This window comes from Mycoplasma sp. 125 (genome assembly GCF_051549845.1).
GTDB lineage: Bacteria > Bacillota_I > Bacilli_A > Mycoplasmatales > Metamycoplasmataceae > Metamycoplasma.
The window spans coordinates 542,838-567,588 of record NZ_CP196079.1; the positions used below are offsets into that span (position 1 = coordinate 542,838).

The window sequence follows — 24,751 nt, forward strand, 5'->3', positions numbered from 1 at the left end:
TTTATAGTTTTTAAGGGGAGTAAAAAAAATAATGAATCCGTTTTAATAAAATACAAAAATATAAAAACCAGCACTTTAAAATAAGTGCTAGTTTTTATTTTTTTCGGAATTAACGAGCTGTTTCAAATGTATTAATAACTAAATTATTTAATTCATTTGCTTCTTTAGCTAATTCTAATCTGCATGGGCAGTAATATTCTGCTTCACATTCACAGTATTGACCAGCAAGAATTTTTGATAATTTTTCTCTTCTTCATAGAGCTAATTGTTTTTCAATAGGTGTTGAAGCAAAGAAAATTACCATATATAGAACAAATAATGCTGATGTTGCACCATATCCAACTAAGTCAGAAACAAAGTTTGCCTTATCAGTTCCTTGAGCTGTGAAGTATTTAGCAAGTGTCAATCCAAGTGAAACAAATGGATCTAACATGTAGAATACTAATGTTGTTATAACCATAACAACAGCAATAATACCTGCTCATACTGTGTGTTTATTCTTTTGAACAGCAATAAAGTTTTTCTTTCTGTTTTCAAGAGCACCAACAACTGCTAATGCAATAAACATAAATGCAAATACAGCCATTCAGTTAGCCATTAAGTCTGAGAATGACAATAATGTACCAATATCGTATCCGTATCCTGTTCCATAACCAGTGATGTCGATATATGCATACGATCCAATTGCTGTAAATACAACCATAAATGGTAGAGATAATAATAAACAGAATAGAGTTCCAACGATTGGCATTTTACTGTTTTTCATATATCTGTATACTGAAGCAGGAACATAGATTTCCCCTTCTTTAATTAAGTCTTCTACGAAACGAGTTGCTCATAATGAGAATCCATTTAGAATACCTATAACACCAATAGCGATAAATACATTAATTAGACCAAATGCTCAACCATGACCTTTTCCTGCTAATAAATCACCAAAGTCATAGAAACCACCTGACTTAGCACCAAGTGACATAGCTGCAGCAATAACAATGTAAATACCAGTCATTGATAATAGACCAATAACTAAAGCTGCAGGAGTTTTTTCAGGATTCTTCATTTCTGATTGAATACCAGCAGAAACATAGAAACCATCAAATGCAAAGAAGATACCTGCAATTGATCCAAATATACCTAAAACTGGAGTTAATTTTAAGAAGTTTGTAGAATCTTTGTTAAATAATGTTTCCTTAGTAATAGGAGTTCAGATATCTGCATTTCCTTCTTTTACACGTAATCCTAGGAAGATAAATCCAACAATTACGATAGCTACTAATGGGATAAACTTAACTGATGTTATTATTAAGTTTTGAATGTTTCCAGCACGACCACTTAAACCAGCTGAAAATAGCATTCATATTGTTAATACTAGTCCAATAACGAAGTAAATTCATGGAGCAGCATGTGATCCACCAAAGTTTGGAGTTAATCCAAATCCAGAAGCTGCGTCTTGGAATTGAAGTATTACATAATAAGGCATAAAGAAGTATGTAAATGGTAGATATAAGTAAGTCATAAAGAACTTATTAGCCTTATATATGGCTAGCGTGTTAAACGCCTTAGATCAACCAATCATACCTAAGTTGTCATTACGACCTGACGCTACTTCAACTAGAGCAAGAGCTAAAGTAACAACAGCAAAACCGGCAATTAATCATGTCGCTAATGATAGAGCGATATTTCCGGCAGAGTATTCTAGAACTGCTTTAGATCTTAAGAAGATACCAACACCAATCGAACCACCAAGTACGACCATGATTGCTGCAAAGAAACTTATTTTTTTCTTTGTGTCAGAAGTAACAACCATTTGTTCTTCGGCCATCATATATTTCCTTTCATATAAATTAAAAAATAAATAAAATTCGAACTTTAGATACACCAACATTTATATGTCTCTATGTCCCACAAAAGATGTATCCAAATTAATATTATATTGTTTTTTAAAAAATGTTAAAATAATTCACGATAGCAAGGTCTTTTTAATAGAAGTGCTTAATACACTGATTCTATAAAATTAATATTAAGGGGTATAATGAATAAAATAATTTTTGTAATTGATATGCTAAACGGTTTTTGTAACAAAGGAAAAATGGCAAGCATTCATATCAATAATCTAATCCCAAAGATTGAAAAGTATTTATTTAAGAATAAAAATGAAAAAATATTATTTGTTTGCGACTCGCACAAGGAAAATGACGTAGAAATGCAATCATACCCTTTACATTGTTTAGAAGAAACATGAGAAGCTGAAATAGTAAACGAACTAAAACCATATGTAACCGATGTTATTAAAAAAAACTCAACCAACGCTTTTTTTGCCTTTGTTAAATCAGGTTTAATTGACTTAATTTATAAATATGATGTATTTGAAATCCTAGGATGTTGCACTGATATTTGCATATTGCAATTTGCCCTTGCCTTGAAAACATATCTTAATTTTAAGGGTTTAGGTAAGGAAATTATCATTTATAAAGAACTTGTTGATACATTTGAAAATGAAAATCATAGTAGAAAAACATATCATGATTTTGCACTTGAATTAATGAAAAACAGTGGTATAAAAATTAAATAAAGTAGGCCTTTGAGATGCCTACTTTTTTGGATATTTCATTTTTAAAATAATATGGCGGGCAATAAGGGATTTGAACCCTTGCGAGCTATTAACTCCTAACAATTTTCGAGACTGTCCCCTTCGGCCGCTTGGGTAATTGCCCTTTTTTAACAATATAAATTATAAACAAAAAACTATTTAAGCATTTTATTTTAATTTTATCTTTATATACTTCTTACCAAACATATTACTCTCGTAACTTGCTTACCTAAAAAAATTCTAATATTATTGTCAAAAGTGCTCGAATTCTTAGCTGCGCAAATAATTTAAATTAGATTAGTATTGATACTAACCGCCAAATATTTTTTTTATAGCAATGAATAATTATATTAATTATGCTAATTTACGAAATTGTTTTTGGTTTCTTATGTTGGTTCTCTTCAGTCACATTTCTTAATCAGTTAACCTTAGCTGCTACAATTTCAAATATCCCTCATCTAACGAAATCAATTGAAAAATATAGAAAATATGACAATTCTAGGCTCAAAGAACTTGTATGATTATTTCGTAGCGGTATAATGATTACAAATGTTAGGATTATTAATCACATAAATGATAATCAATGCGCAGATAACATAGTTAATGAACCTACAATATTCCTTCCGCCAGCCCCTGGCAATGCAGCGGCTGTATAGAACCAACACCAAATAGGATTAATAAATAAAAATGTTAATGATGTAAGCAAAAATATTCTAGTAAATGTTGATGCAACCTGAGCCTTCATTAGACTTATTCATTCCAAAACAACGGGCAATCTAAGAAATTCAATAATCTCTCTATTGCCGAAATCTGATTGTCCATTTCTAACATCTTTAAGCATTTGAGTTACCTTATTAATTATTTGCGGATCAATTACTCCAGATTTTAGTTGAACATCAAACACTGATTGTATTAGCTTTGGGTCACTTGATCTTAAATAAAACTCAATATTATGAGAAATGGATTCCTGTGTCCCTTTTGATGTAGCGGGTGAATAGGCAATACCAAAAATAACGCCTAACATAATCAATGACATACAAAAACCTGAAATAGTATGAAAACCCCTTAGAGCATAACCGTGTTTTTTTGCTTCTTCAAAATTATTTTTACCTAGGTTACCAGCGACAAAATATGAAACATTAGATGAACAGGCAGAGGTAATGGCCGATGTTATTGATGAGAGACTCTCAACTAAACCTAAAATTGTAACTGCGTTAATTCCCATTCACTTTTCCCCGATTCCGGAACCGTTTGCCAAATCATCCGGAAAGGCTCTAGCCCAAATGATCATTCTAATAGGTAGAATAACCATTGCAACAATTGTTATTAACATAGCAGGTATGCGTTTTAATATTTGCTTTGCAATCGGCCTAGTTATATAGTGAATTTTGAAAATGTTAATAAATATTGGTCTATCCTTATAGTAAGTTAATAAGGAATCTGACAACAAACATACCAAGCCACTAACAATAGAACCAAAAGCTGCATAATAAGCATGACCCTTAAATGCATACAATAAAATAGAATTTATTGTAGCATTTGTAGCAAGAGTTAGACATGCTGAAATAAAAGCTAGATTTGAATGACCAGTTTCATTGAGTTGCATATTCGTGTTAAAGTTAAAGGATGTCAAAACTCACGAAATTGCAATAAGCATTAAATACATTCTTGCTTCATTTAGAGCTGCACCCTTAATCTTGGCACCGCCAATAAGATGTATCAATGCAGTCGGCTGACTTCAAGAAGCCACAGCAAGCAAAATACTTATAAATAAATACATCCATATTCTAAGGTTCATAATTTGTTTAACCTTATCAAAGTCTTTTCTACCATAATATTGGCCAACAAACATACCTGCAATACCTTGTATAGCAAAAAATATTGTATATATAATTCCAGTGTAAGTATTGGCGTAAGTTAAGGCATCAATTCCCGAAGGGATGTGACTTACCATAAAGTTATCTAAAAAACCATTTAAGCAAAACAAAATTTCACCAATAATTATTGGCCATGTTTTTGAAAAATAGAGCTTTAAATCATGCTTAGATTGAGGCAGCAATCTTCTCAAATAATGCTTTTTTTCTTTCTTTAAAACATTAGATGACATAATTACTCCTTTCTAAAATATTTAAAATTTAAATTAAAGAATTCAAATCTTCTCCTTAATTTCTTTTAGTGTCAAATTATCATCAAAATCAATATTTTTTATTAACTTTAAAAAATCTTTTTTATATAAATATCTTTTTATTAACAAATCTGTTCTTTCTGGGTCAGAAGCTAAAAATATCATTTTATTAACATCATCACCTGAATAATGTCTAAGTTCCTTAATAACTAAATTTTTATTAAGATTGAGCATATATTTCTTTCTTTTATCATTGGCTCTTAAATGTGAAACTGAATTAACATACAACCAAAAGCCTACAAAAGCAGCAATTGCACCGTTTCGACCTGCGGTTCGTTTTTTTAATGATATAACGTCAGACTGATTAATGGCCTTCTTTATATTAGGGAAATATTCCTTACTAAATTTTGGCCCTGTGAGTTTAGATAAAGATAAAACAGGACACGAGGGATCTAATAATGGATTAACCAAATTTTTTGGAAACAATTTTATTAATATTTGCTTTTCTAATGTTGGATTATGTCCTATAAATGTAATTTCATTAATATCAATTTTTGAATTAATATCGTATATATGTTTTATTATATTTTGCTTCAATGTTGATCAAATGCCTTTTATTGATTTAATTTTTAAAAAATCAATAATAAATGTTCTTGTTTCGAATTTTCCATTTTGATTTAAAGCACCCACTGTATAAGCAAAGGGAGTATTAACTGGAATTGCTAATAATCTTGCAAAAGGATTTGATATCGCTTCAAAATCAATATATACATATTTACTATTCATAATTAGAATTATAGCACTTTTATCAGAATCGAAGGTTCTAAGAAACATTTGACAATATTTTTGATTTAAAATTAAGTATATTTTTTAAAAATGTTTTTATAAAAAATACAATTACTTCCAAATTTTAATTTTTGTAACTACTTATTTTATAAGTAAATTTGTAATATAATATTATGGCTATGGAATTAAAAAAATATATTAGAACAGTTGAAAACTTTCCTGAACCAGGTGTTAAATTTAAGGATATATCTCTTCTTTTGGCTAACGGTAATGCCCTAAATTACACAATTAATACTATGTCAGAATTAGCTAAAGATGCAGACATTATCGTCGGACCAGACGCTAGAGGATTCCTTTTTGGCACTCCTGTAGCCGCTAAATTATCTAAACCTTTTATTATGGTAAGAAAAAAGGGGAAACTGCCTGGCGAAGTTATTAGTTGTGCTTATGGTTTAGAGTATGGGCGCTCAATCCTTGAAATTCAAAAGGGATTAGTAAAACCGGGACAAAAAGCAGTTATTATTGACGATGTTCTAGCTACCGGAGGAACTTTAGAAGCAATAACAAAATTGTTAAAGGATCAAGGAGTTGAAATCCTAAAAATTATTGTGCTAATGGAACTTGACGGTTTTAATGCAAGAAAAAGATTAAACTGTGAAATTGATAGCTTAATTTTTATAGATAAAGATAATAATAAGTAAGTTCTGCTAGAACTTATTTTTTGTATAATTTAATTTTATCGAGGAGGTATTAATGAAAAAATATAGTAAATATGAAGAAATTGAGTCAGAATATCGCTTTGACCTGGAAGATATTTTAGGCAATAAAACATATCAGCAACTTTTTGATGAATATTTTGCCTTGTTTGAGAAACAAATAGAAATAAAAGATTCAAAATATGATAATTTTGATAATTTTGTTGCTTCAATAAAACTAAATGAGGAATTCATTTTGTTGAGTAATAAAATTGAAAATTATCTATCGAATAAATTAAATATAAACATTATTGATCCTAAAATCAATGAGATGATAGCAACTTTTGAAGCAACAAATGCCAAATACGCAAAAAGATTGGGCTCAGAAATTAATCGTATTGATCGACATAAACAAAAAATTAAGGAATGGCTAAATAAACCAGAATTAAAGGAAGTAAAAAAAGATCTTGAGGCAATATTGCTTGAACTAGATCATAAATTGGATGATAAGATTGAAACATATTTAAACGATACAATCTCGGGTCATCCAGATGTAACTGAATTGTTTGGTGTTTTAACCGATAGTGAAATTACATTTGGCTATGCACACGATAGACATGGCAAAAAACATGAAATTACAAGAGCAAGCATGCAATCATTTAGAAAACACGCTGATGAACGAGTAAGAAAAGAAAGCTATTTTAATTATTTGAATGGTTATTTAAAACATAAACAAATTTTAGCCAAAATGTTATATCAATATATCAAGGAGTTATCGGTTAATGCCCTACATCGAAAATATCCTTCAACGCTTGATTCAATTTTAATGAATGACCATGTTGACAAAAAATTGCTTGAAATTATTTATGAAAGCGTAATTTCAAATATAGATATATTTAAAAAATATCATAATGCGCATGCTAAATTCTTTGAAGCTAAATTCAATAAAAAAATGGAATTATGAGATACTTCACTTGATTTGATAAAAATCAAGAATTCATATTCAATTAAGGATGGCCAAAAAATATTAAAAGACATAACCTCAGTAATGCCATATGAATACCCAAAAATAGTTGATAGAGCTATCAAAGAAAGATGAATAGATTATATAAATGTTCCCTCAAAAAGATCGGGAGCATATTCAATTGGTTCAACGCATGGAATTAATAAGCTTTATATTTTAATGAACTGAGATAATACATTCAACTCTGTGAACACCTTATGCCATGAAATGGGACACTCAATGCATTCATATTTTTCAAATAAAAACCAAAGTGTATATCGAAGCCAATACACTATATTCATAGCCGAAATAGCTTCAATATTTAATGAGTTATTACTAAATGATTATTTAATTTCAAAAGCAAAAACAGATGAAGAAAAATTCTTTTTACTTAATGAAAGCATTAATGACTTTGTCGTCACAGTATTAAGACAAACACATTGGTCTAATTTTGAATATGAGTTATATAATCGCATTGATAATAATGAACCTCTTAATTCATATGAAGCTATTGAAAAAATTTATGTTGATGTATCAAAAAAATATCAAATAAGTGAAAATGAAGTAAAAATTGGCAATCCAATAAATATTCATAGCGTTATGGTGCCGCATTTCTTTTCATATTTTTATGTTTATAAATATGCACTCGGTTACATTGTGGCAAACTTCTTCTTTCAAAAATATAAAGTCGAAGGAAAAAGCGCATTGGAAAATTATGTTAACAACTTTCTATCAGCAGGGGATAAAGATTGACCGGTTAATGTCTTAAGGGACGCTGGTGTCGATGTATATTCAAAAGAAATTTATAATATGGCTTTTGAAATTCTTGATGACAAGGTTAATGAGTATATAAAATTAGGAAACAAAATTTTTACAAAAAACAAATAGATAAAAAACTCACAATTAATTTTGTGAGTTTTAGTTTTTAAAATAAATATTTATTTTTATTTTGAATCATCAACATAGACAATTGTGAATCTAAGCGGTTCGCCGCCAAATTCTTCATCGAATAAAGTTTTTATATAAGCCTTATCGGCGCTTGTTTTGTATAATCTCAAGGCTCTTACATATTTTGCAAGATCAAATTTCTTTAAAATAGCTTCATTTTGAAACAAAGCCGGATAAATATGAGAATATGTAAAAATTGAGACTTCTGAATTTCCGTCAGATTTTTTAGTAATCGATAATTCAAGAATAATACCTTGCTTAGTTAATAAATAAACATCATAGGAATCTTTATTATTTTGTGAACTTTCTTCAATAACATATTGAAGCATTTCATTTGTTTTAGGGCGATTAAATGATCCTAGATCCAAACTGTTTTTTTGAAGCTCTTTACTTAAAATGTCAGTAATACCTTTAAATTGATTAAAAGCTTCATAAAGAGCAAACGTAAATCGATCAAGATTAAACAAAAACCATAATCAATTATCTTTAAAAAGTTTAGCTAATTCAGGGCGATATTTTTCCAAAGCAATGACCTTATTCTTTGAATTAAAATTATCATTTGATTTAAAAAATGCAATAACATTATTGGCATAAAGCAAATAATCTTTAATCTCAGTTAAATAGTTATCATTTATCCTTTTTTGTTTTTGTATATAGGCATTTTTATCAGCGTTGTTTTTAAAGGCTAAATCAAGAAGTGAATTAACATATTCATATTTCAAAAAAACATCTCATTTTTTCTCTTTTTCATCATTAACAGCTATTGAGGATAATTTAGATTTGTTATTTTGCTGACTCGTATTTTGGCATGATATAACAGCAATTGGTGCAAATAATGTAGCAAGAGCTAAGCCAGAAAGAATTATTTTTTTTCGCTTCATAATATTATATGTCCTTCAATATTAATAAACCAAGTGCTGGAAAATTATAGTTCTTAACAACAACATTCTCAAAAGCATCAAATCCACGTTTGTTATGATGAATAATCGCATTGTGAACAGCATCTGAAACTAACTTAATTGATATCTTCGAAGATATTGATTTAGGAAAATAAATCATTCTATCAAAAGTCAAAAAACTTTTATCACTTTTATTTTTAGAAATCAAAATTCTTAATAAGAACTTGTTTTTCTTAAGATAAAAAATATCATCTTTGGATTCAGGAGATTCATCTCCTTCCCTCAATTGATCCCAGTTGTTATCAATAAAATTTGCATCATTTGGTTCAAATTTTTCTGCGTGGTTTTTTAGAGCTGCTATAAATTCATCGCTATGCTTAACTTGACCAAAATCCGGAAATTTTCATCAATCCAAAAAAGTTCATGTAAATCTTTTAATGTTTTTTATAACAAATAGTCAATTTTTAGAATAAAAATCCCTTAATTTTTTAATGTTTTCCTCATTATTTTCATCGGTAAACTTTTTGGTTATTTTTTTTGCCTCATCAAAAAGCTTCTTCTCATCTTTTTGAGACTCAAGAAAATTTGTTTTTGCTACTTCATCGCCTTTAAATCTTAGGTCTATTAACTGCTTTATCAATAAGTTGGTTCTCTCTTCATCAGGATTTTCAATATTAGGAATATATTCAAAACCTTTAGGGATATTATTTCTTAATTGAGTGCTTGGCTCATTATTAATACATGAAACTAGCCCATATGATAAAGGTAAGACTGAAATAAATGAAGTAGATAAAATAATCTTATTAATTTTTTTCATCGATAAACCTCATAGTAAATTTAAATATTTTAAGTTCTTCTTTATTTATTTCATTTAAAACATCAGCTAGATCATCATTATATTGATATATAGCGTGAAATTCAATATATTTTTCATCAATGTATGGCTTAATAAAAGTTTTTTCATCAAATGGCTCATTTTCTAGTTCGGCATCTTCTTTTGCTGATTCTAAATTCGATTTGAAAGTTTTAACACGCTTCTCAAAAATTTTTTCTTCTAGTTGTTTTAGTTGATCTTCAATATTCATTTCATTTTTAAAAATAAGAATATCTGGAACTATCAAAAGTTTAGGGATTCCCTTATCTATAAATTTCCAAATCTTAATTACCTTGTTATTATCAAATAAAAGATAAACAATTTCCTTGTCTGTGAAGACATTATATTTTTTAAGTTCAGGTATATCCTTAAAAGGCATTTTAATCAATTTTTTAGGTGTATTATCTTGCACGCTAATAGAAAGAGAATTAATTTTTTTTCTAACCTCATTAAAGTATTCTTGCTCTTTGGCAAAAGTTTTATATCTATCGCCATAAGGATTAAAAATGTACTTAAATTTAGATAAATTATTCAAAGTTCAATATCAATCATTTGATAATGTATTTTTAATAACCTGCATTGAAGTTAACGCCAAAGGGCGATAATCTTGGTTTTTATGAACGCTATTTTGAATAAATACAGGATCATAAACAAAAGCATATTTTAATTCGTTAAATTTAGAATCCGATTTATTTTCTTGTTGAAAAATGTAAATATTTTTTTCATTAAGATTATTTTTAGCAAAGAAATCAAGCAATAAACTAATTGACTCATTTCTATAATATTCTTTTCTTTGTTTTTTAGGAAAATCGATAGAAGTATCTTTAATATTATTTATGTTAGCACAGCTAATAGCACAAAGCGGTAATATCGGCAAAACCAAGCTAGTTAGATATAACTTTTTCATAAAATAGTTTTTCTAATGGTTCTTTTTTAATTCCGGTATATAAGATATTGCCATTATGTATTAGGGTTACAGAGTTAACATATTTATCGATCTCAGCCAAAACATGGGAACTAATTAAAATTGTAATTTTTTCATTTTCATTAATATCTTTTAACAATGAAAAAAGTTCAAATCTAGCTGTCGGATCCAAATTAGCTGCTGGTTCATCGAGAATTAATAGTTTGGGCTTATGCAATAGTGCTTGAATTAATAAAATCTTCTTTTTTTGTCCAGAAGAAAATGTATAAGGCCTTTCATACAATAACTGTTCTATATTAAAAAATTTAAGGTAGTTTTTAATTTCATTAATAGCATCAGTTTTTTTGATATTCGATAGTATTGAAAGATTGTAAAGATAATCAAAAACGGTTAATTCTTTCGGAAATTCAGCAACTTCCGGAACATATCCAATAATTGAACGTGCTTCTGCTTTTTTAATATTAATATTATTTATTAAAATATCACCCTCATAATTTGCATATGCACCAATAATTGTTTTTATTGTTGTTGTTTTACCGGCACCGTTTTCTCCGATAAAGGCATGAAATGCACCATGCTTTATAGCAAAATTAATTGATTTAATTCCGCGATCAGTTTTTGGAAAGATTTTTTTTAGATTAATGATTTCTAGAATATTTTCCATAATTACTTGTAATCCTTTCTCTTGTATAAAGCAAAAACTGAAGCAAATAATACACCAATCAAAATTGCTCATAAAATAAAGTAAACATTTTTATTAACAATTTGTTTTTCACGATTTATAGCAAACACTTTGTCTGCAGATTGGAAAAGATAGTTTGTAGGGCTTGCTGTTAACTCGTATCTAATTAAAACTTTTTCATTCTTAACAAAAAGTCTCTTTTCAAACCCTGCATATCCTCCGATGTAATAATTGAAACCAGCTATTTTTAATTCAATTTGATTATCGCCATATGCGCTTGAACTTTTTGGATTTTTTATAACTGCCTCAAAAATTTTATTATTTTGGTAATTAAAATATATATAGTTTAGTAATGCAACGCCTAAATATATTTTTCTCTCTATTTCTGATTGCAATTTCTTTTCTTTAACAGCATTTTCGTTGAATATTGTAACATTTGAATTCAAATATTGATTAATTGGACTTTCTAAATTATTTATAAAAGTAGAAATACCTTTTGTTAATTCATTATGCAAATCAATAACATTTTCAGATGTTTTATTCTTTATAAAATCATCAACAAATCTTTTAGCTATATTGTTAAAAATTTTATCATTTAATGCTTCATAAACATATTGTCATTTTAATCTCCCTACAATATTGTTTTCAGCAGAAAATTGTGAGTTATCTTCAGGGAATGAAATATTAACGCTAGATGCTCCCTCTCTCGCATAAATAATATCAGTATTAATAGTATTAGGTATAACTGAATTAGATTTTAACAACCCTGGAACAATATACTTTTCAATATTACCTTCTTTGGATGTAACCGTAAATTTAGGCAATTTAGGATTTTCGTCTAACTTATATTTATATAAAATGCTATCTAGATTGTTATAATAAATATAATTATCTTGATTTGAGTATTTAGTTTTGCTAATTGACTCAAAAACATTTTGGTTTTTAGTATTAAAAATATCTAGTAATTGATATGGAATAGATAATCATGAATAAAATTGCCACTCACTCGATGAATTATTAGCAAGTTTCATTACCTCTCTAAGATATGAAACTTGCTCGTTTGAAAATTGCTTATTTTGAGATCCGTTGGGAATAATTAACAACTCATCCTTATTATTGTTTATAAAATATGGTTCAACATTTGCTTCATTGCCAGAAAAGTGATATGGATATTTCTTATTAATAAAGTAAGCGGCGTTATTAACATTTGTTGTTGCGTTAGCTGACAATAAAGAACCACCAAGAGCTAATGGAATAAAAAACACCAAAGGCAATGTAATAGCAATTTTTTGGCTTAGCTTATATCCTATTAGCGCTGTAATTAAAGCAATCATTAAGTAAGATGCTAAGGAGATAACAAAAAATAATAGCGAATATAAAAACAGATTTGCTCCTGAATATAATGCGTATGTTGACAATAATGAAGAAATAAAAAGAACTGTTGATCATAATAAACCGAAGTATATTAATGATAATAATTTACCTAAAACCAACCCTTTTCTTGAGACCGGTTTAGCAATGCTAACAAGCTCTAATCCTTCCTGTTCGAAATCCTTAAAAATATTTAGCGCCTTAATAGATGCAAATAATACAGTTACTATAAGAACAGAAAAAATATAAAGATATGAAGCAAGCGTCAAATATTTTTCGCTAATCACAAATTTAAATACAAAACCAACTATAAATGAAAAAATTAAAGTTATAGCAGGAATGATAATCGAACTTTTCTTCTTAAAAACAGTATTAAATGCAAATTTCGAATATTTAAATGCTGAAGTTTTCATTTTTTAGACCTTTCAAATTTATAATATATAATTATATATTAAATTAGCAATAATACATATTTTTTATAATTATAATTATATTTTTAATGCAATTTTTTAAACAAAAATGTGAAATAAAAACCACTGATAAGTGGTTTTTAATATATTATAAATTAGTTCATTTCAGTATTATTCTCATCTGTTTGTGGGGTCGTATTTTGTTGTTGTTGCTGTTGTTGCTTCTTTATGAACTCCATAGCTTGAGACATTTTTTGTTCAAAATCATTTATTTTCTTTTCTAATTCATCATAATTTTTATCATTCAATTCTTTTTGGATATCTTCCTTAACCTTTTTAATTTCAGAAAGTTGTGATTCCTCTATTTTTTTAGCTTCTTCTGATTCAAGAGTTTTGTCAATTTGATGAATTAATTGTTCTGCTCTAACAGTCAATTCAATTTCGCGACGTTTTTTCTGATCAGCTTCTCTATTAAGTTCGGCTTCTTGCACCATTTTTTCAACATCTTCCTTCGATAATGAAGATGTATTTTGAATAGTAATGCTTTGTTCTTGATTTGTCTTTTTATCTTTGGCTGTAACCTTGGTAATACCATTAACATCAATTGAAAAACTTACTTCAATTTGTGGTACTCCTCTTGGTGCAGGGCTTATTCCGCTAAGATCAAATCTTCCTAAAAATTTATTATCTTGTGCCATTTGTCTTTCACCTTGTGTAACAACAATCGATACAGAGGTTTGATTATCTGCGGCAGTTGAAAAGATTTGACTTCTTGTTACAGGAATAGTAGTATTTCTTGGGATTAAGGGTGCGACAATATCTCCCTCAACAACAATACCTAGGGTCAACGGAGTAACATCAAGCAATAGAACATCTTGAATATCGCCAGCAAGAACTGCACCCTGAATAGCAGCACCAACACTAACTACCTCATCAGGATTAATTGAATTATTTGGTTTTTTGCCAGTAATATCAGAAACTATTTTTTGAACAGCTGGCATTCTTGTTGAACCACCGACCAATAAAACTTCGGTAATGTCATTTCAATTTAATTTTGCTTCATTTAATGCATCAAGCAATGGCTTTTTAGTTTTTTCTAATAAGTCCGAAGTCATTGCCTCAAATTCTGATCTTTTTAGCTCTAATTCAACATTAATTGGACCATTTTCATTCATAGCTAAAAATGGAAGTGAAATGTTTGCAACCAATGATTCTGAAAGTGAAATTTTTGCTCTTTCTGCTTCTTCTTTCAATCTAGCCATTGCCATCTTATCATTTCTAGCATCGTATTTATACTTATTGCTTATTTCTTTAATTAGTCAATCAACAATTTTGTGGTCTCAATCGTCACCACCTAAATGATTATCGCCAGAGGTTGATAACACTTCAAATGTTCCATTTTCCATTTCAAGAATAGAAACGTCAAAAGTACCGCCCCCAAGGTCAAATACTAATATTTTGTGATTTTCATCTTTTGACTTATCTAACCCAAATGCTAATGCTGCTGCAGTTGGTTCATTGATAATTCTAACAACATCTAGACCTGCAATAATACCGGCATTTTTAGTTGCTTCACGTTGCGCATTATCAAAATACGCTGGAACTGTAATAACTGCTTTTTTAACTGCACTCCCAATTTTCTTTTGCGCATACTCTTTCATATATGAAAGAATTAAGGCACTAATTTCCTCAGGTTTATAATCTTTTTGATTTGCTTTAACAGTTTTTGAACCACCCATTAATCTTTTAATTGAGGCAATACTATCTGGATTTGTCTCTAATTGTCTTTTTGCACTCTCACCAATTATTGTTTCGCCGTTTTTAAAGGCAACAACAGATGGGGTAGTTCTCTTACCATTTGGATTTTCTAAAACCTTAGGAGTTCCGTTTTCAACAATCGAAACCACAGAGTTAGTTGTACCAAGGTCAATTCCTAAAATAACTTCTTTTGTCATATTCTTTATCTCCTTTTTTTAAATTTAAGATTAAGATTTTTACATATTTAAATCATCTTTCAATAATTTATAAAATAATTGTACCATATTTTTTAGCACTTTAATAAAATGAGTGCTAATTTTTATTTTTATTATTAAATTTCATTGATTTGCGAATTATTGCTAATTGATTTGTTATCTCTAAAAACCTTGGATATATAAAAAAATGAGGTTTTAATTTTCGCCTCATTTTTTATATATTTCTTTTTGCTCCTCGCTGAAGCAATGGCCTCTAACATCAGATTCATATTTTGCACACCTTGAAACAATATATGAAAATGCTTTATCAAAATTTTGAAAGCTTAGTTGTCTTATTTTTTCTATTCCTTCTCATCTACGACCCTGACTTATCTTATCAGCAACATAAAGAATCTTATCAAGCAACGATAATTCTATATCTAATGAAGTATGCTTTTTAATTGCTGAGAGGACTTCCGGATTATTATATTTATAAACATCTCTTAACCAAAAAAAAGCTGTGGTTTGATGCAATTTATATGGCTCCAAATTTGTTCGACTAAATCCGTATTTTTCCAAAAAATCATATGCATCTTGTTCATTCCAATTCTTGGTTATATCATGAGCATAACCCGCTTGGTAAGCATTTTTTATTTTATAATTATTTAATTTTGCAAGCTTTATAGCAAATTCTGCCGTCCATTTTAAGTGAAAATATCTAAATTGCTTTTCTTTATCTTTAATATCAAAGATTAGATTTTTAGCAATTTCCTCAAAATATAAAAAATTTTCACCGATGTATTTTTGTACTCTATCTTCTACTTGCGAAAAATCACCTTTTCTATATTTTGTTGAAGAAAAATTATAAATAGTATTGTTCAAAATTCTTACATTAAATTTCTTCACATTAACTTTTGAAAACTTATTACCGCGGTTAAATGCACAAATTTTTACTTTATTAGCAATCTCATCAATTTTTTTTCATTTATTTAACATGGGTACATTATCGGTGCCAATAAATAAATAAAGTTCATCATTAGGGAATTTGCTTCTAAAATAATTTATTGTATCAATTGTGTATGAATTACCTTTTCTATTGGTTTCAAACTCAGACAAAAACATTTTATCTTCCAAGACCATATTGATCATATTAATGCGATGGTTATTAGCAACATACTCACTACTATTCTTAAAGGGGTTTTTATTAGTGGGTACAAAATATAACCTATCTAATGAAAGCTCATTTATTGCGAATTTTGCTAAGCTAATATGGCCTTTATGAATTGGATTAAAACTACCACCATATATTCCTATTTTCATTTAATCCTCCAAACTAATTCTCTTGTTTTTTGTCTTTGAATTCTTTCTTAGAAATTTTATATTGTCTGTATTGATATTTTTTTCCATGCTATATTGATATAAAGTTTTTAATAAATTATTACCATTTATAAAATTTTGTTCATTAATTATTTTTTCAACCATATTTTTTGAATCGCTAGAAAGTATATCAAATGAAGAATCAGAATTAAAAATTGTCCTTAAATTACCAATACTTACCCCCAAACCACGAAGTGGCTCTTCATCTCACAAAGAATCAAAAATCAATTCAACATTTTTTCATATCAAATCAAAGTTGCTAGTTCAAGTTGAAATGCTTTTGTTTTTTGAAATCCATATCTTATTTTGGTGTCTTAGCATAACAGAAACTTGTTTAGCCTCTAAATTTGCGTCACTCGCTCTAAGACATACATTTTGAGTAATTTTCTTTAATTCATTAAGCAAAAAAAGTCTATCACTAGAGTCGTCAGTAATAAATGTTTTGCTATTACTTATACTTTTAGCATCGCTATAAAATATATGATCAATCCCTGTATTAATTCCCTTTAAATTTTCAACAAGTTTAAAATAATTTTTGCCAAAAACGCTTCTTAAAAAAATATCATTATCACAATTTACTAAATCTGCTCAAGTCTTAATGTTATAGCTAATTATTTTTTTCGAATTAGCTTTACCAATACCAAAAATTTTTTCAACACCTAAATCATAAAAATGTTTTTTAATATCTTCCTTTTTTGTTTCCAAAATACCAAATGGTTTTGCCTTGTTTGTAGACATTTTTGCTAAAAATTTTGTATAAGAAATACCTATTGAGCAGGGAATGTCAAATACATTAAGGATATCATTTTGTATTTTTCTAGCAAAATCTATCGCATTGCCATTCTTTTTAATATTATTAGTAACATCTAAGTAACATTCATCAATTGAATAAACTTCCAACATATTAGAATAGTTTGTTTTTATAAAATTAAAAATTTTTTTAGACATTAAAGAATAAAGTTGATAATGAGGTGAAATAACAATTAAATCCTTAATCTTATCTCTTACTTTAAAAAGGGGATCTCCACTTTTAAAGCCTTGTTTTTTTACTTCATAAGACATAGCAGAAATGATTGCTCTTCTTGAATTCAAAGCAATTACCACTGGTTTGTTTTTTAAATTTTCATTCTTTGATCTCTCGCAACTTACAAAGAATGCATCCATATCAATATGAAATATAACCTTAGCCATTTAATCCTTTTTTAAAAGCGCGATAAACTATTGAGGCACATTCTAAACGATTAAGATGAACCTTAACATTTTCAAATACCAACAATTTACCTAAATCAATATTTATATCTATTTGTTCTTCTCTGTTAATTAATTTAAAGTACTCTTCCAGAATACATAAAATTTCGCTCTTATCTTTATTTAAAACTTGATCAATCATCAATTCCACACTTGAAATAAAGATAGCACATCCGGTTGCATAATACTTTGCATCAATTAATTTATCATTTTCAAATAGTAAATTTAGCTCTATATCATCAACGCAAACTCTTGAATGTTCTTTTATACCATTTCCTCTTGGAATAGATAAACTGTGCTTTGGTTCAGAATAAGAATTAAATATTATTTGTTGTTTTTCTTGGGTACTAAATGATTTCAATAAAATTACCCCCATTTTTTAATTCCTTAATTAATTTATCAATATCCCCTTTATTGTTATACATTGCTAACGATATTCTTACATATGAACTACAATATTTGTTTGTATCTTTAAATTTATAAGCGCAAAAAGCACCAGATCTCACATAAATATTTCTGTTCCCTAGATATGATGCGACATCCTGGGCCGGAACGCCTCTAATATTAAACAAAATTATCGTATCGCCTTTTTTAGAATCAATTAAAACATTAGGCAAAGTTTGCAATTTCTCATAGGCATATATCGCAATTTCTTTCTCATATTTAAATAATTCTGTAACATTAAAACTTTTAAAAAACTCAATTGCCCTTCCTAATTGGATAATGCCAGCAAAATTTGGTGTGCCGGGTTCTCACTTAGAAGATGAATTTCTCATTACTCAATTATTTGATTCTAAAATATTTTGCACCTGGCCACCACCCCATTTTGAAGGCCGAAGATTTTTTAAAATATTATTTTTTATAGCTAATATTCCAGTCCCAGTTGGACCATATAATTTATTGCCAGAAAATGCAATAACATCGCAATAGCGAAAATCAACATTACTATGTACAATAGCTTGGGCTGCATCGTTTATTAAAATAATGTTATTTTCTCTACAAAGTGAGTATATTTTCTTAATATCAAGATTTATTTGAAAATTATTTGTTAATTGAGGTAAAACAATAATTCGTGTATTTTTATTAATAGATTTTATAATGTCCTCACCGTCAAAACAATATCTAAATCTTATATTTTTAATACTAAAATTTTCAAGAAAGGGAACAATTGCAGAAGAATGGTTAAAATAAGTAAATAATATTTCACCACTCTCTACAACCTTTGAAAGCATCTGCGCCACCAAATTTAAACTTTCAGTTGTACCCGAAGTAAAAATTATCTCTTCAGGATCAGCATTAATAAACATAGCAACATCACGTCTAATTCTTTGTAGATCACTGTTTAATTTTATTCCTAGTTTCGAATCAGCAGTACGAGTTGAAATTGAATACTTTTCATAAAATTCCATCCCTTTTTTTATCACCACATCAGGCTTAAATGTTAAGGCAGCGTTATCTAAATAAATAATATTAGGATTATTTTTAAACATAGGAAAAATTTTTTCTCTTTGTTCATTAGTCATTTTTTTTCTCCTGTTTAACAAAAAAAGAAAGATATTCAATATTTTTTGACTTCTCCCCACGGATTGGGCTCTCAATAATGGGCTTTAGTAATATAAAATTATTTTCCCTAGCTATATTAATCACTTTATTAATTATATATTCATGATGTTGTTTAGGAACATATCCACCAGGTTCAACATATTTGCTGCTTGCTTCAAATTGAGGTTTAATTAAAGCAACTAATAAAACACCATTACCAAAGGTCCTATTGCAAACCTCAAAAACATATTTTAAACTTATGAAAGAAACATCGCAAGTCACTAAGTTTATATCCTCACCGAATAAATTATTATTTATTACCTTAAGGTTTGTCTTTTCATATACAACGACCTTATCATTTATTCTTAAAGAAAAAGCTAATTGGTTTGTGCCCGAATCAAGGGCATAAACCTTTCTTGCTTTGTTTTCTAATAATACCTGAACAAATCCACCTGTTGAAGAGCCAATATCTAAACAAACTTTATCCTCCACGTTAATACCATATTCCTTAATTGCTTCTTTCAATTTGTATGCGCCACGTGAAACATAATTATCTTTTTTTTGTTTAATGGTAATAACACAATCATCACTAAATCTTAATGTTGGGTAAAAAACTTTTTCATTATTTACAATTATCCTTCCTTGCATTGCTAAAGAATCGATGGTTTTTTCATCCAATAAAAATTTTTCCTTTATTAACTGTTTCAAGGTTTTTTTCATACTATTTATTAATTATTTGTTTAGAAATTTTATCGAGAATTTTATTAACAAATTTATAATCATTGCCAGGTGAAAAAAGCTTAGTAATATTAACCAATTCATATATCACTACGCTACTATCATTGTAAGTTAGTTCATAAACACCAAATATTAATATTGCTCTAATTAATGGGCTAATTCGCTCTCACTCCCATGTTTCTAGTATAAACTTCTCAATAATTTTTTTTAAGGTTTCATATTTTGACTCTATTATTTGCAACGCTTGTATTTCACAAGGATTTATTTCATTTAGAGGATTATTAACAATAACGCTCGTATCTAAATGCACACTAAATAGTTCTGATTGATAAAGATAAAAAATGATGTTTTTTCGATAATTATACTTTTTAACTAGAAAATTGCCTTTCATGCTTATTTGTTTTTTTTCTTTCATTACTTCTCCAAGAAATTTATTAATTTAATCATTTTTTTATCTTTATTTTTAGTTAGCGTAAAAACTACACCATTAAACTGACACTTATTGTTTGATACTTTAAATGGCAATCTTGCATCATATCTCATTTTTTGATAAACTTCTTCAAAATTAGAACCAATAGCGCAATCCCTTGGGCCGCACATTCCGGCGTCAGTTAAATAATATGTTCCATGTGGGAGAATTTTAGCATCATTTGTTTGAATATGTGTGTGGGTACCGATAAGTGCGTCAGCTTTTCCATCAACATACAAACCAAAAACTGATTTCTCTGATGTCGTTTCAGCATGAAAATCAACTATATAATAATCAGCTTTATATAAGCTGTATACCTCATCAAACTTATCAAAAAAGTTATTTGCAACCTCTTGTTTCCAAGGTTGCAATAGGGGATTAAAAGTTATCCCCATAAATGATATAACAGCAATTTTATTCCCTTTAACATCAAATAGTCTAATACCTGACCCTGGATAGCCTTGATCTATGTTAACAGGTCTAATTAAATCATTATTATCAATTATATCCATTATTTCATGTTTAGCTCAAACGTGGTTACCCAATGTAAAGGCATTCACCCCCGCATTTTTTAATTGAAAGTAATGTTCAGGAATAAAGCCTTTTCTACCAGAAACATTTTCAGATTGTGCTATTACAAAGTCTATATTCTCGTCTTTAATAATTTTGTCTAAATTCTTTATAACAAAATCAATACCTGGGTTTCCAAATATATCACCAAGAAATAAAATGTTTATATTCTCTTTTTTCATAGTTTTAAATTATATATAATTTAACGTTTTTTAGGTTAAACAAGTCTTTATAAGTAAACACATTTTTAATAAACATTAGACATTGTTTAATTTTTCAATGACCTGATTATAAATTTCACTATAGAGTTCATTATTTGTTTGTAACAATAGCGATAAATTAATTTGACCTTGGGCAATATTTTGGCCATTATAGTTATATCATGAACCTTTACGAGAAATAATCATAAATTCCTCTGCTAATTGAATAATCTCATTAACCCTTGATACACCTTTTGAAAATACAATTTCAATTTGTGCACTTTTGTATGGTGGGGCTAATTTATTCTTAACAACCTTACATTTAATTTGATTCCCCGTTATATCACCGTTGCTAGTTATATTTTGTGACTTTCTTACCTCAAGCCTAATCGAGGAATAGAACTTAAGCGCCTTACCGCCAGTTGTAGTTTCTGGATTGCCAAACAATACTCCAATTTTTTCCCTTATTTGATTAAGAAATATAATCGTTGTTTTATTTTTAGATAATGTACCGGTAATTTTTCTTAATGCTTTCGACATTAATCGAGCTTGAGCACCAATTGTTTGGTCTCGCATTTCGCCATTTAGTTCAACTTCTGGAACTAATGCGGCCACTGAATCAATAACAATCAAATCGACTGCACCGGTTTTGGCTAATCTGTCAGCTATTTCTAATGCCTCTTCACCGGAATTTGGTTGAGCTAGAATTAAATTTTTAATATCGACGCCAAGGTTTTTAGCATATATTGGGTCAATAGAATGTTCAGCATCAATAAAAGCAGCAATACCGCCATTCTTATGAATTTCGGCAATTGCATGTAATGCTAATGTAGTTTTTCCACTGCTTTCAGGACCAAATATCTCAACAATTCTGCCTCTTGGCCATCCACCAATTCCGAGAATATTATCAATGTTTAAAGAACCAGAACTAAATGTTTCTGGAATTATGTTAGGTTCTTCTCCCAATAACATAATTGATTCCTTACCGAATTCTTTTTCAATTTCCTTCAAAATTTGATCAATATTAACAACCTTTTTTATGTTTGTTTCGTTCATATTTTTGCCTCCACTAATATTTTGCAATACTCGCTTTTAAAGTAGGGTATTTTAGGAAAAAATAGCGAAAACAGATGAAAAAAATATAAATTTGAATTATTTAGAAACAGCAAAAACTTGCTCAAGTTTTTTAATTGCTCAATCCTCAATTAAAAAGGAAAATGTAACATTTTTAGTATCATTATTTTTATAAAAAGTATCAATAATTTTGTATGAATAAATGCCCTTTATTGACTTAATTTTTTCAATGATTTTTTCAACAGTTTCGTGTTTATTTAGTTCAAAAGTAATATCCCTTGTTTTTATAGGTTCATGTCGATAATTAATAAAAGTATTAGAATCATTTAATAATTTATCAAGCATTATTTCTGCAAAAATATAATCTGAGTTAATAATTTGGGGATGAATTTTAGCTATATATCCAATCATTTCTGACCCTAGATAAATAACACATGATGCGTTGGGATGAAAAATTGTGCTATGTGTTTTTTTAAACTCTAATTGTTTATTAGTCAATGACATAACATCTTGTTTAATTTCAGCAAATGATTTAATATTTGAACAAAGACCCAAAATATTCATTTTGCGCCCGATCATTCCGATATCAAAATAAGACCCTTTTTTAAAACCTTGTTTCTCATTATGAATAGCCACCTCATTCAAACTATGAATAAATGATAGACGAACCTGCGAGTGATCATAATTTTTTGCATCCACTGCATTCAAAATTTCTCTGATATTAAAAGGATCGAAAATATTTTCCTCAGGTTTTATTAGTGTATATGTTCTAACATTTGAATAATTTTTATTTGCTAATGTTCTATAGTATTCATAAACGTTGTTAATATCATAATTTAATCTTGTTATTTTAGGTTGTTTTAGTGGAAAATTATCATAACCATAAAATCTAAAGACCTCCTCAACGAAATCTTGCAAAGTATTTAAATCATAGCGATAAGTTGGAAAAACAACAACTGATTCATCATTTTTAAATTTAAAATCAAGTTTAGATATTTTTTTCATTACCTCATTAAACTTTTTAGTTTTATTAATTGAAAACCCTGCGCATTTATTCAAATATGATTTATCTATTAAGATGCTCTTCTTGTGGGTTTTGGGAACATTGATTTGATGCGAGTAATCAGTTAAATATTGAGCTAAAAAATTATAAGCCAAAATCAAAGAGCCATCCGATATCTCACGACTTGCACGCATTGATGAATTTGTATTTAATTTGATTTGCTTAGCATTTTTTCTAACACCCATAATATTAAACGAAGCAAGTTCAAATATAACTTTTTGAGATTCTTTCTTAAATTGATATTGTTCTAAACCTATAGTAGCAGCAATAGATATAGGCGTTTCATTATTAAATACACAAAGTGCATTTTTTAATTCAACTTCTTTATTACCTAAAATATTTAGCTTACCGCTATAATAATCAACATTAAACACATTTGATTGTAGGTCTTCTTTATTATAAATATGACATGGGACGCCGGCAAATAAAAGCACTAAGTTGGTAAGGTCTACAGCATTATTAAATGTTTTAATGTTATGTCTTCATAATAGCATTTGTTCTTGTAATGAACATCTTAAATTACTATTAGACGCTTCAACCAATGAAAAAGAATGAGTATCATTTAACTTTTTGACCTCAAATGAAGAAATCAAGTTAGGGTTTGCCTTTTTTGGTCATTTTATCTCGGTATCAAAAAATGCCGCTAATTCTCTAGCCATAACAAGATAACATTGCGCATCAGCACGGTTAGAAAGAATTGAAACTTCAATCATATAATCATCTAAATCAAAATAGGTTATTGGGTCGATATTTAAATCTATTTTATCTAATTGAAATATTTGATTGCCAAATTCCTCTGGAATTACATTCGAATTAAAACCTAATTCATCCAAACTCACAAACATACCTTCCGAAGTAATGCCTTTCATTTTTCTTGGAGCAAAGATAATTTCTTTACTTCTCGAACCAGGAACAAAGGAAAGAACATACTGACCTTTTTTCATATTGGTTGCAGTTGTTTGAATAATAGCTTTATGTCCGTCACTATATTCAACCTCGCACACTGTTAAACGATCGGCTTGAGGATTCTCGTATGTATTTGTAACATGACATATTTTTATACCTTCAACATCACTGAATTTATAATATTGTTCCACTTCAAAACCAATTGAATTTATTGCTTCAACAACATCCTCGATAGTATGAGTTTGTAAATTAGCTAATCTACATAATGTTTTAAATGAAAAAATCATATTCTTAACTCCTTAAA

21 protein-coding genes and 1 tRNA gene are annotated in these 24,751 nt (G+C 28.5%); 3 read left to right on the plus strand and 19 right to left on the minus strand.

Annotated elements, in window-relative coordinates; genetic code table 4:
• Positions 1-109: 109 nt before the first annotated feature.
• Positions 110-1,825, minus strand: coding sequence for an APC family permease (locus ACSH4Z_RS02290; RefSeq protein ID WP_438340370.1), 1,716 nt, complete (start codon positions 1,823-1,825; stop codon positions 110-112).
• Between the two features lie 207 nt (positions 1,826-2,032).
• Here ACSH4Z_RS02290 and ACSH4Z_RS02295 point away from each other — a divergent pair, with 207 nt between their 5' ends.
• Complete coding sequence (locus tag ACSH4Z_RS02295; protein ID WP_438340371.1) at positions 2,033-2,572, plus strand: isochorismatase family cysteine hydrolase; 540 nt, start codon at positions 2,033-2,035, stop codon at positions 2,570-2,572.
• A gap of 52 nt (positions 2,573-2,624) precedes the next feature.
• Here ACSH4Z_RS02295 and ACSH4Z_RS02300 read toward each other — a convergent pair.
• The 3 genes from ACSH4Z_RS02300 to ACSH4Z_RS02310 form a co-directional block, all read right to left on the minus strand.
• Positions 2,625-2,714 (minus strand) — tRNA-Ser (locus tag ACSH4Z_RS02300).
• Positions 2,715-2,954: 240 nt separating this feature from the next.
• Positions 2,955-4,697 (minus strand): MATE family efflux transporter, encoded by a 1,743-nt coding sequence (locus tag ACSH4Z_RS02305; RefSeq protein ID WP_438340372.1) that lies wholly within the window; start codon positions 4,695-4,697, stop codon positions 2,955-2,957.
• Between the two features lie 33 nt (positions 4,698-4,730).
• A complete protein-coding gene (locus ACSH4Z_RS02310; RefSeq protein ID WP_438340373.1) occupies positions 4,731-5,501 on the minus strand; it encodes a hypothetical protein in 771 nt (256 codons plus the stop codon).
• A gap of 179 nt (positions 5,502-5,680) precedes the next feature.
• Here ACSH4Z_RS02310 and ACSH4Z_RS02315 point away from each other — a divergent pair, with 179 nt between their 5' ends.
• Both ACSH4Z_RS02315 and pepF read left to right on the plus strand, forming a co-directional pair.
• Entirely contained in the window at positions 5,681-6,202 is a 522-nt protein-coding gene (locus ACSH4Z_RS02315; RefSeq protein ID WP_438340374.1) for an adenine phosphoribosyltransferase, read from the plus strand.
• A 52-nt stretch (positions 6,203-6,254) separates the two neighbouring features.
• Positions 6,255-8,087: an oligoendopeptidase F gene (pepF, locus tag ACSH4Z_RS02320; RefSeq protein ID WP_438340375.1), complete on the plus strand. Its 1,833-nt coding sequence runs from the start codon at positions 6,255-6,257 to the stop codon at positions 8,085-8,087.
• 56 nt (positions 8,088-8,143) lie between these two features.
• Here the strand turns inward: pepF and ACSH4Z_RS02325 are convergent, their stop codons facing one another.
• From ACSH4Z_RS02325 to ACSH4Z_RS02395, 15 genes are all read right to left on the minus strand, one after another.
• Positions 8,144-9,028 (minus strand): aromatic motif membrane protein, encoded by an 885-nt coding sequence (locus ACSH4Z_RS02325; RefSeq protein WP_438340376.1) that lies wholly within the window; start codon positions 9,026-9,028, stop codon positions 8,144-8,146.
• Positions 9,029-9,032: 4 nt separating this feature from the next.
• Positions 9,033-9,863, minus strand: coding sequence for an aromatic motif membrane protein (locus ACSH4Z_RS02330; protein ID WP_438340377.1), 831 nt, complete (start codon positions 9,861-9,863; stop codon positions 9,033-9,035).
• Positions 9,850-10,827, minus strand: a complete 978-nt coding sequence (locus ACSH4Z_RS02335; RefSeq protein ID WP_438340378.1) for an aromatic motif membrane protein — start codon at positions 10,825-10,827, stop codon at positions 9,850-9,852. Before ACSH4Z_RS02335 ends, ACSH4Z_RS02330 begins: the two co-directional genes overlap by 14 nt.
• A complete protein-coding gene (locus tag ACSH4Z_RS02340) occupies positions 10,805-11,509 on the minus strand; it encodes an ABC transporter ATP-binding protein (protein ID WP_438340379.1) in 705 nt (234 codons plus the stop codon). Before ACSH4Z_RS02340 ends, ACSH4Z_RS02335 begins: the two co-directional genes overlap by 23 nt.
• A 2-nt stretch (positions 11,510-11,511) precedes the next feature.
• On the minus strand, positions 11,512-13,311 hold the full coding sequence (locus ACSH4Z_RS02345) for an ABC transporter permease (protein WP_438340380.1): 1,800 nt from the start codon (positions 13,309-13,311) through the stop codon (positions 11,512-11,514).
• 152 nt (positions 13,312-13,463) lie between these two features.
• Positions 13,464-15,263 carry a molecular chaperone DnaK gene (gene dnaK / locus ACSH4Z_RS02350; RefSeq protein WP_438340381.1) on the minus strand — a complete coding sequence of 600 codons (1,800 nt, stop codon included), beginning with the start codon at positions 15,261-15,263 and terminating at the stop codon, positions 13,464-13,466.
• Positions 15,264-15,476: 213 nt separating this feature from the next.
• Entirely contained in the window at positions 15,477-16,580 is a 1,104-nt protein-coding gene (locus ACSH4Z_RS02355) for a nicotinate-nucleotide adenylyltransferase (RefSeq protein ID WP_438340382.1), read from the minus strand.
• Positions 16,581-17,828: a Y-family DNA polymerase gene (locus ACSH4Z_RS02360; protein ID WP_438340383.1), complete on the minus strand. Its 1,248-nt coding sequence runs from the start codon at positions 17,826-17,828 to the stop codon at positions 16,581-16,583.
• Positions 17,821-18,261 carry an iron-sulfur cluster assembly scaffold protein gene (locus ACSH4Z_RS02365; RefSeq protein ID WP_438340384.1) on the minus strand — a complete coding sequence of 147 codons (441 nt, stop codon included), beginning with the start codon at positions 18,259-18,261 and terminating at the stop codon, positions 17,821-17,823. The genes ACSH4Z_RS02360 and ACSH4Z_RS02365 overlap by 8 nt, the downstream gene beginning before the upstream one ends.
• A complete protein-coding gene (locus tag ACSH4Z_RS02370) occupies positions 18,233-19,408 on the minus strand; it encodes an aminotransferase class V-fold PLP-dependent enzyme (protein ID WP_438340385.1) in 1,176 nt (391 codons plus the stop codon). Before ACSH4Z_RS02370 ends, ACSH4Z_RS02365 begins: the two co-directional genes overlap by 29 nt.
• Positions 19,401-20,147 carry a TlyA family RNA methyltransferase gene (locus tag ACSH4Z_RS02375; protein WP_438340386.1) on the minus strand — a complete coding sequence of 249 codons (747 nt, stop codon included), beginning with the start codon at positions 20,145-20,147 and terminating at the stop codon, positions 19,401-19,403. The genes ACSH4Z_RS02370 and ACSH4Z_RS02375 overlap by 8 nt, the downstream gene beginning before the upstream one ends.
• Before the next feature lies 1 nt (position 20,148).
• Complete coding sequence (locus ACSH4Z_RS02380) at positions 20,149-20,580, minus strand: transcription antitermination factor NusB (protein ID WP_438340387.1); 432 nt, start codon at positions 20,578-20,580, stop codon at positions 20,149-20,151.
• Entirely contained in the window at positions 20,580-21,386 is an 807-nt protein-coding gene (locus ACSH4Z_RS02385; RefSeq protein ID WP_438340388.1) for a TIGR00282 family metallophosphoesterase, read from the minus strand. The genes ACSH4Z_RS02380 and ACSH4Z_RS02385 overlap by 1 nt, the downstream gene beginning before the upstream one ends.
• A gap of 75 nt (positions 21,387-21,461) precedes the next feature.
• A complete protein-coding gene (gene recA / locus ACSH4Z_RS02390) occupies positions 21,462-22,460 on the minus strand; it encodes a recombinase RecA (protein ID WP_438340389.1) in 999 nt (332 codons plus the stop codon).
• 96 nt (positions 22,461-22,556) lie between these two features.
• Positions 22,557-24,734 carry a phenylalanine--tRNA ligase subunit beta gene (locus ACSH4Z_RS02395; RefSeq protein WP_438340390.1) on the minus strand — a complete coding sequence of 726 codons (2,178 nt, stop codon included), beginning with the start codon at positions 24,732-24,734 and terminating at the stop codon, positions 22,557-22,559.
• Between the last annotated feature and the right edge of the window lie 17 nt (positions 24,735-24,751).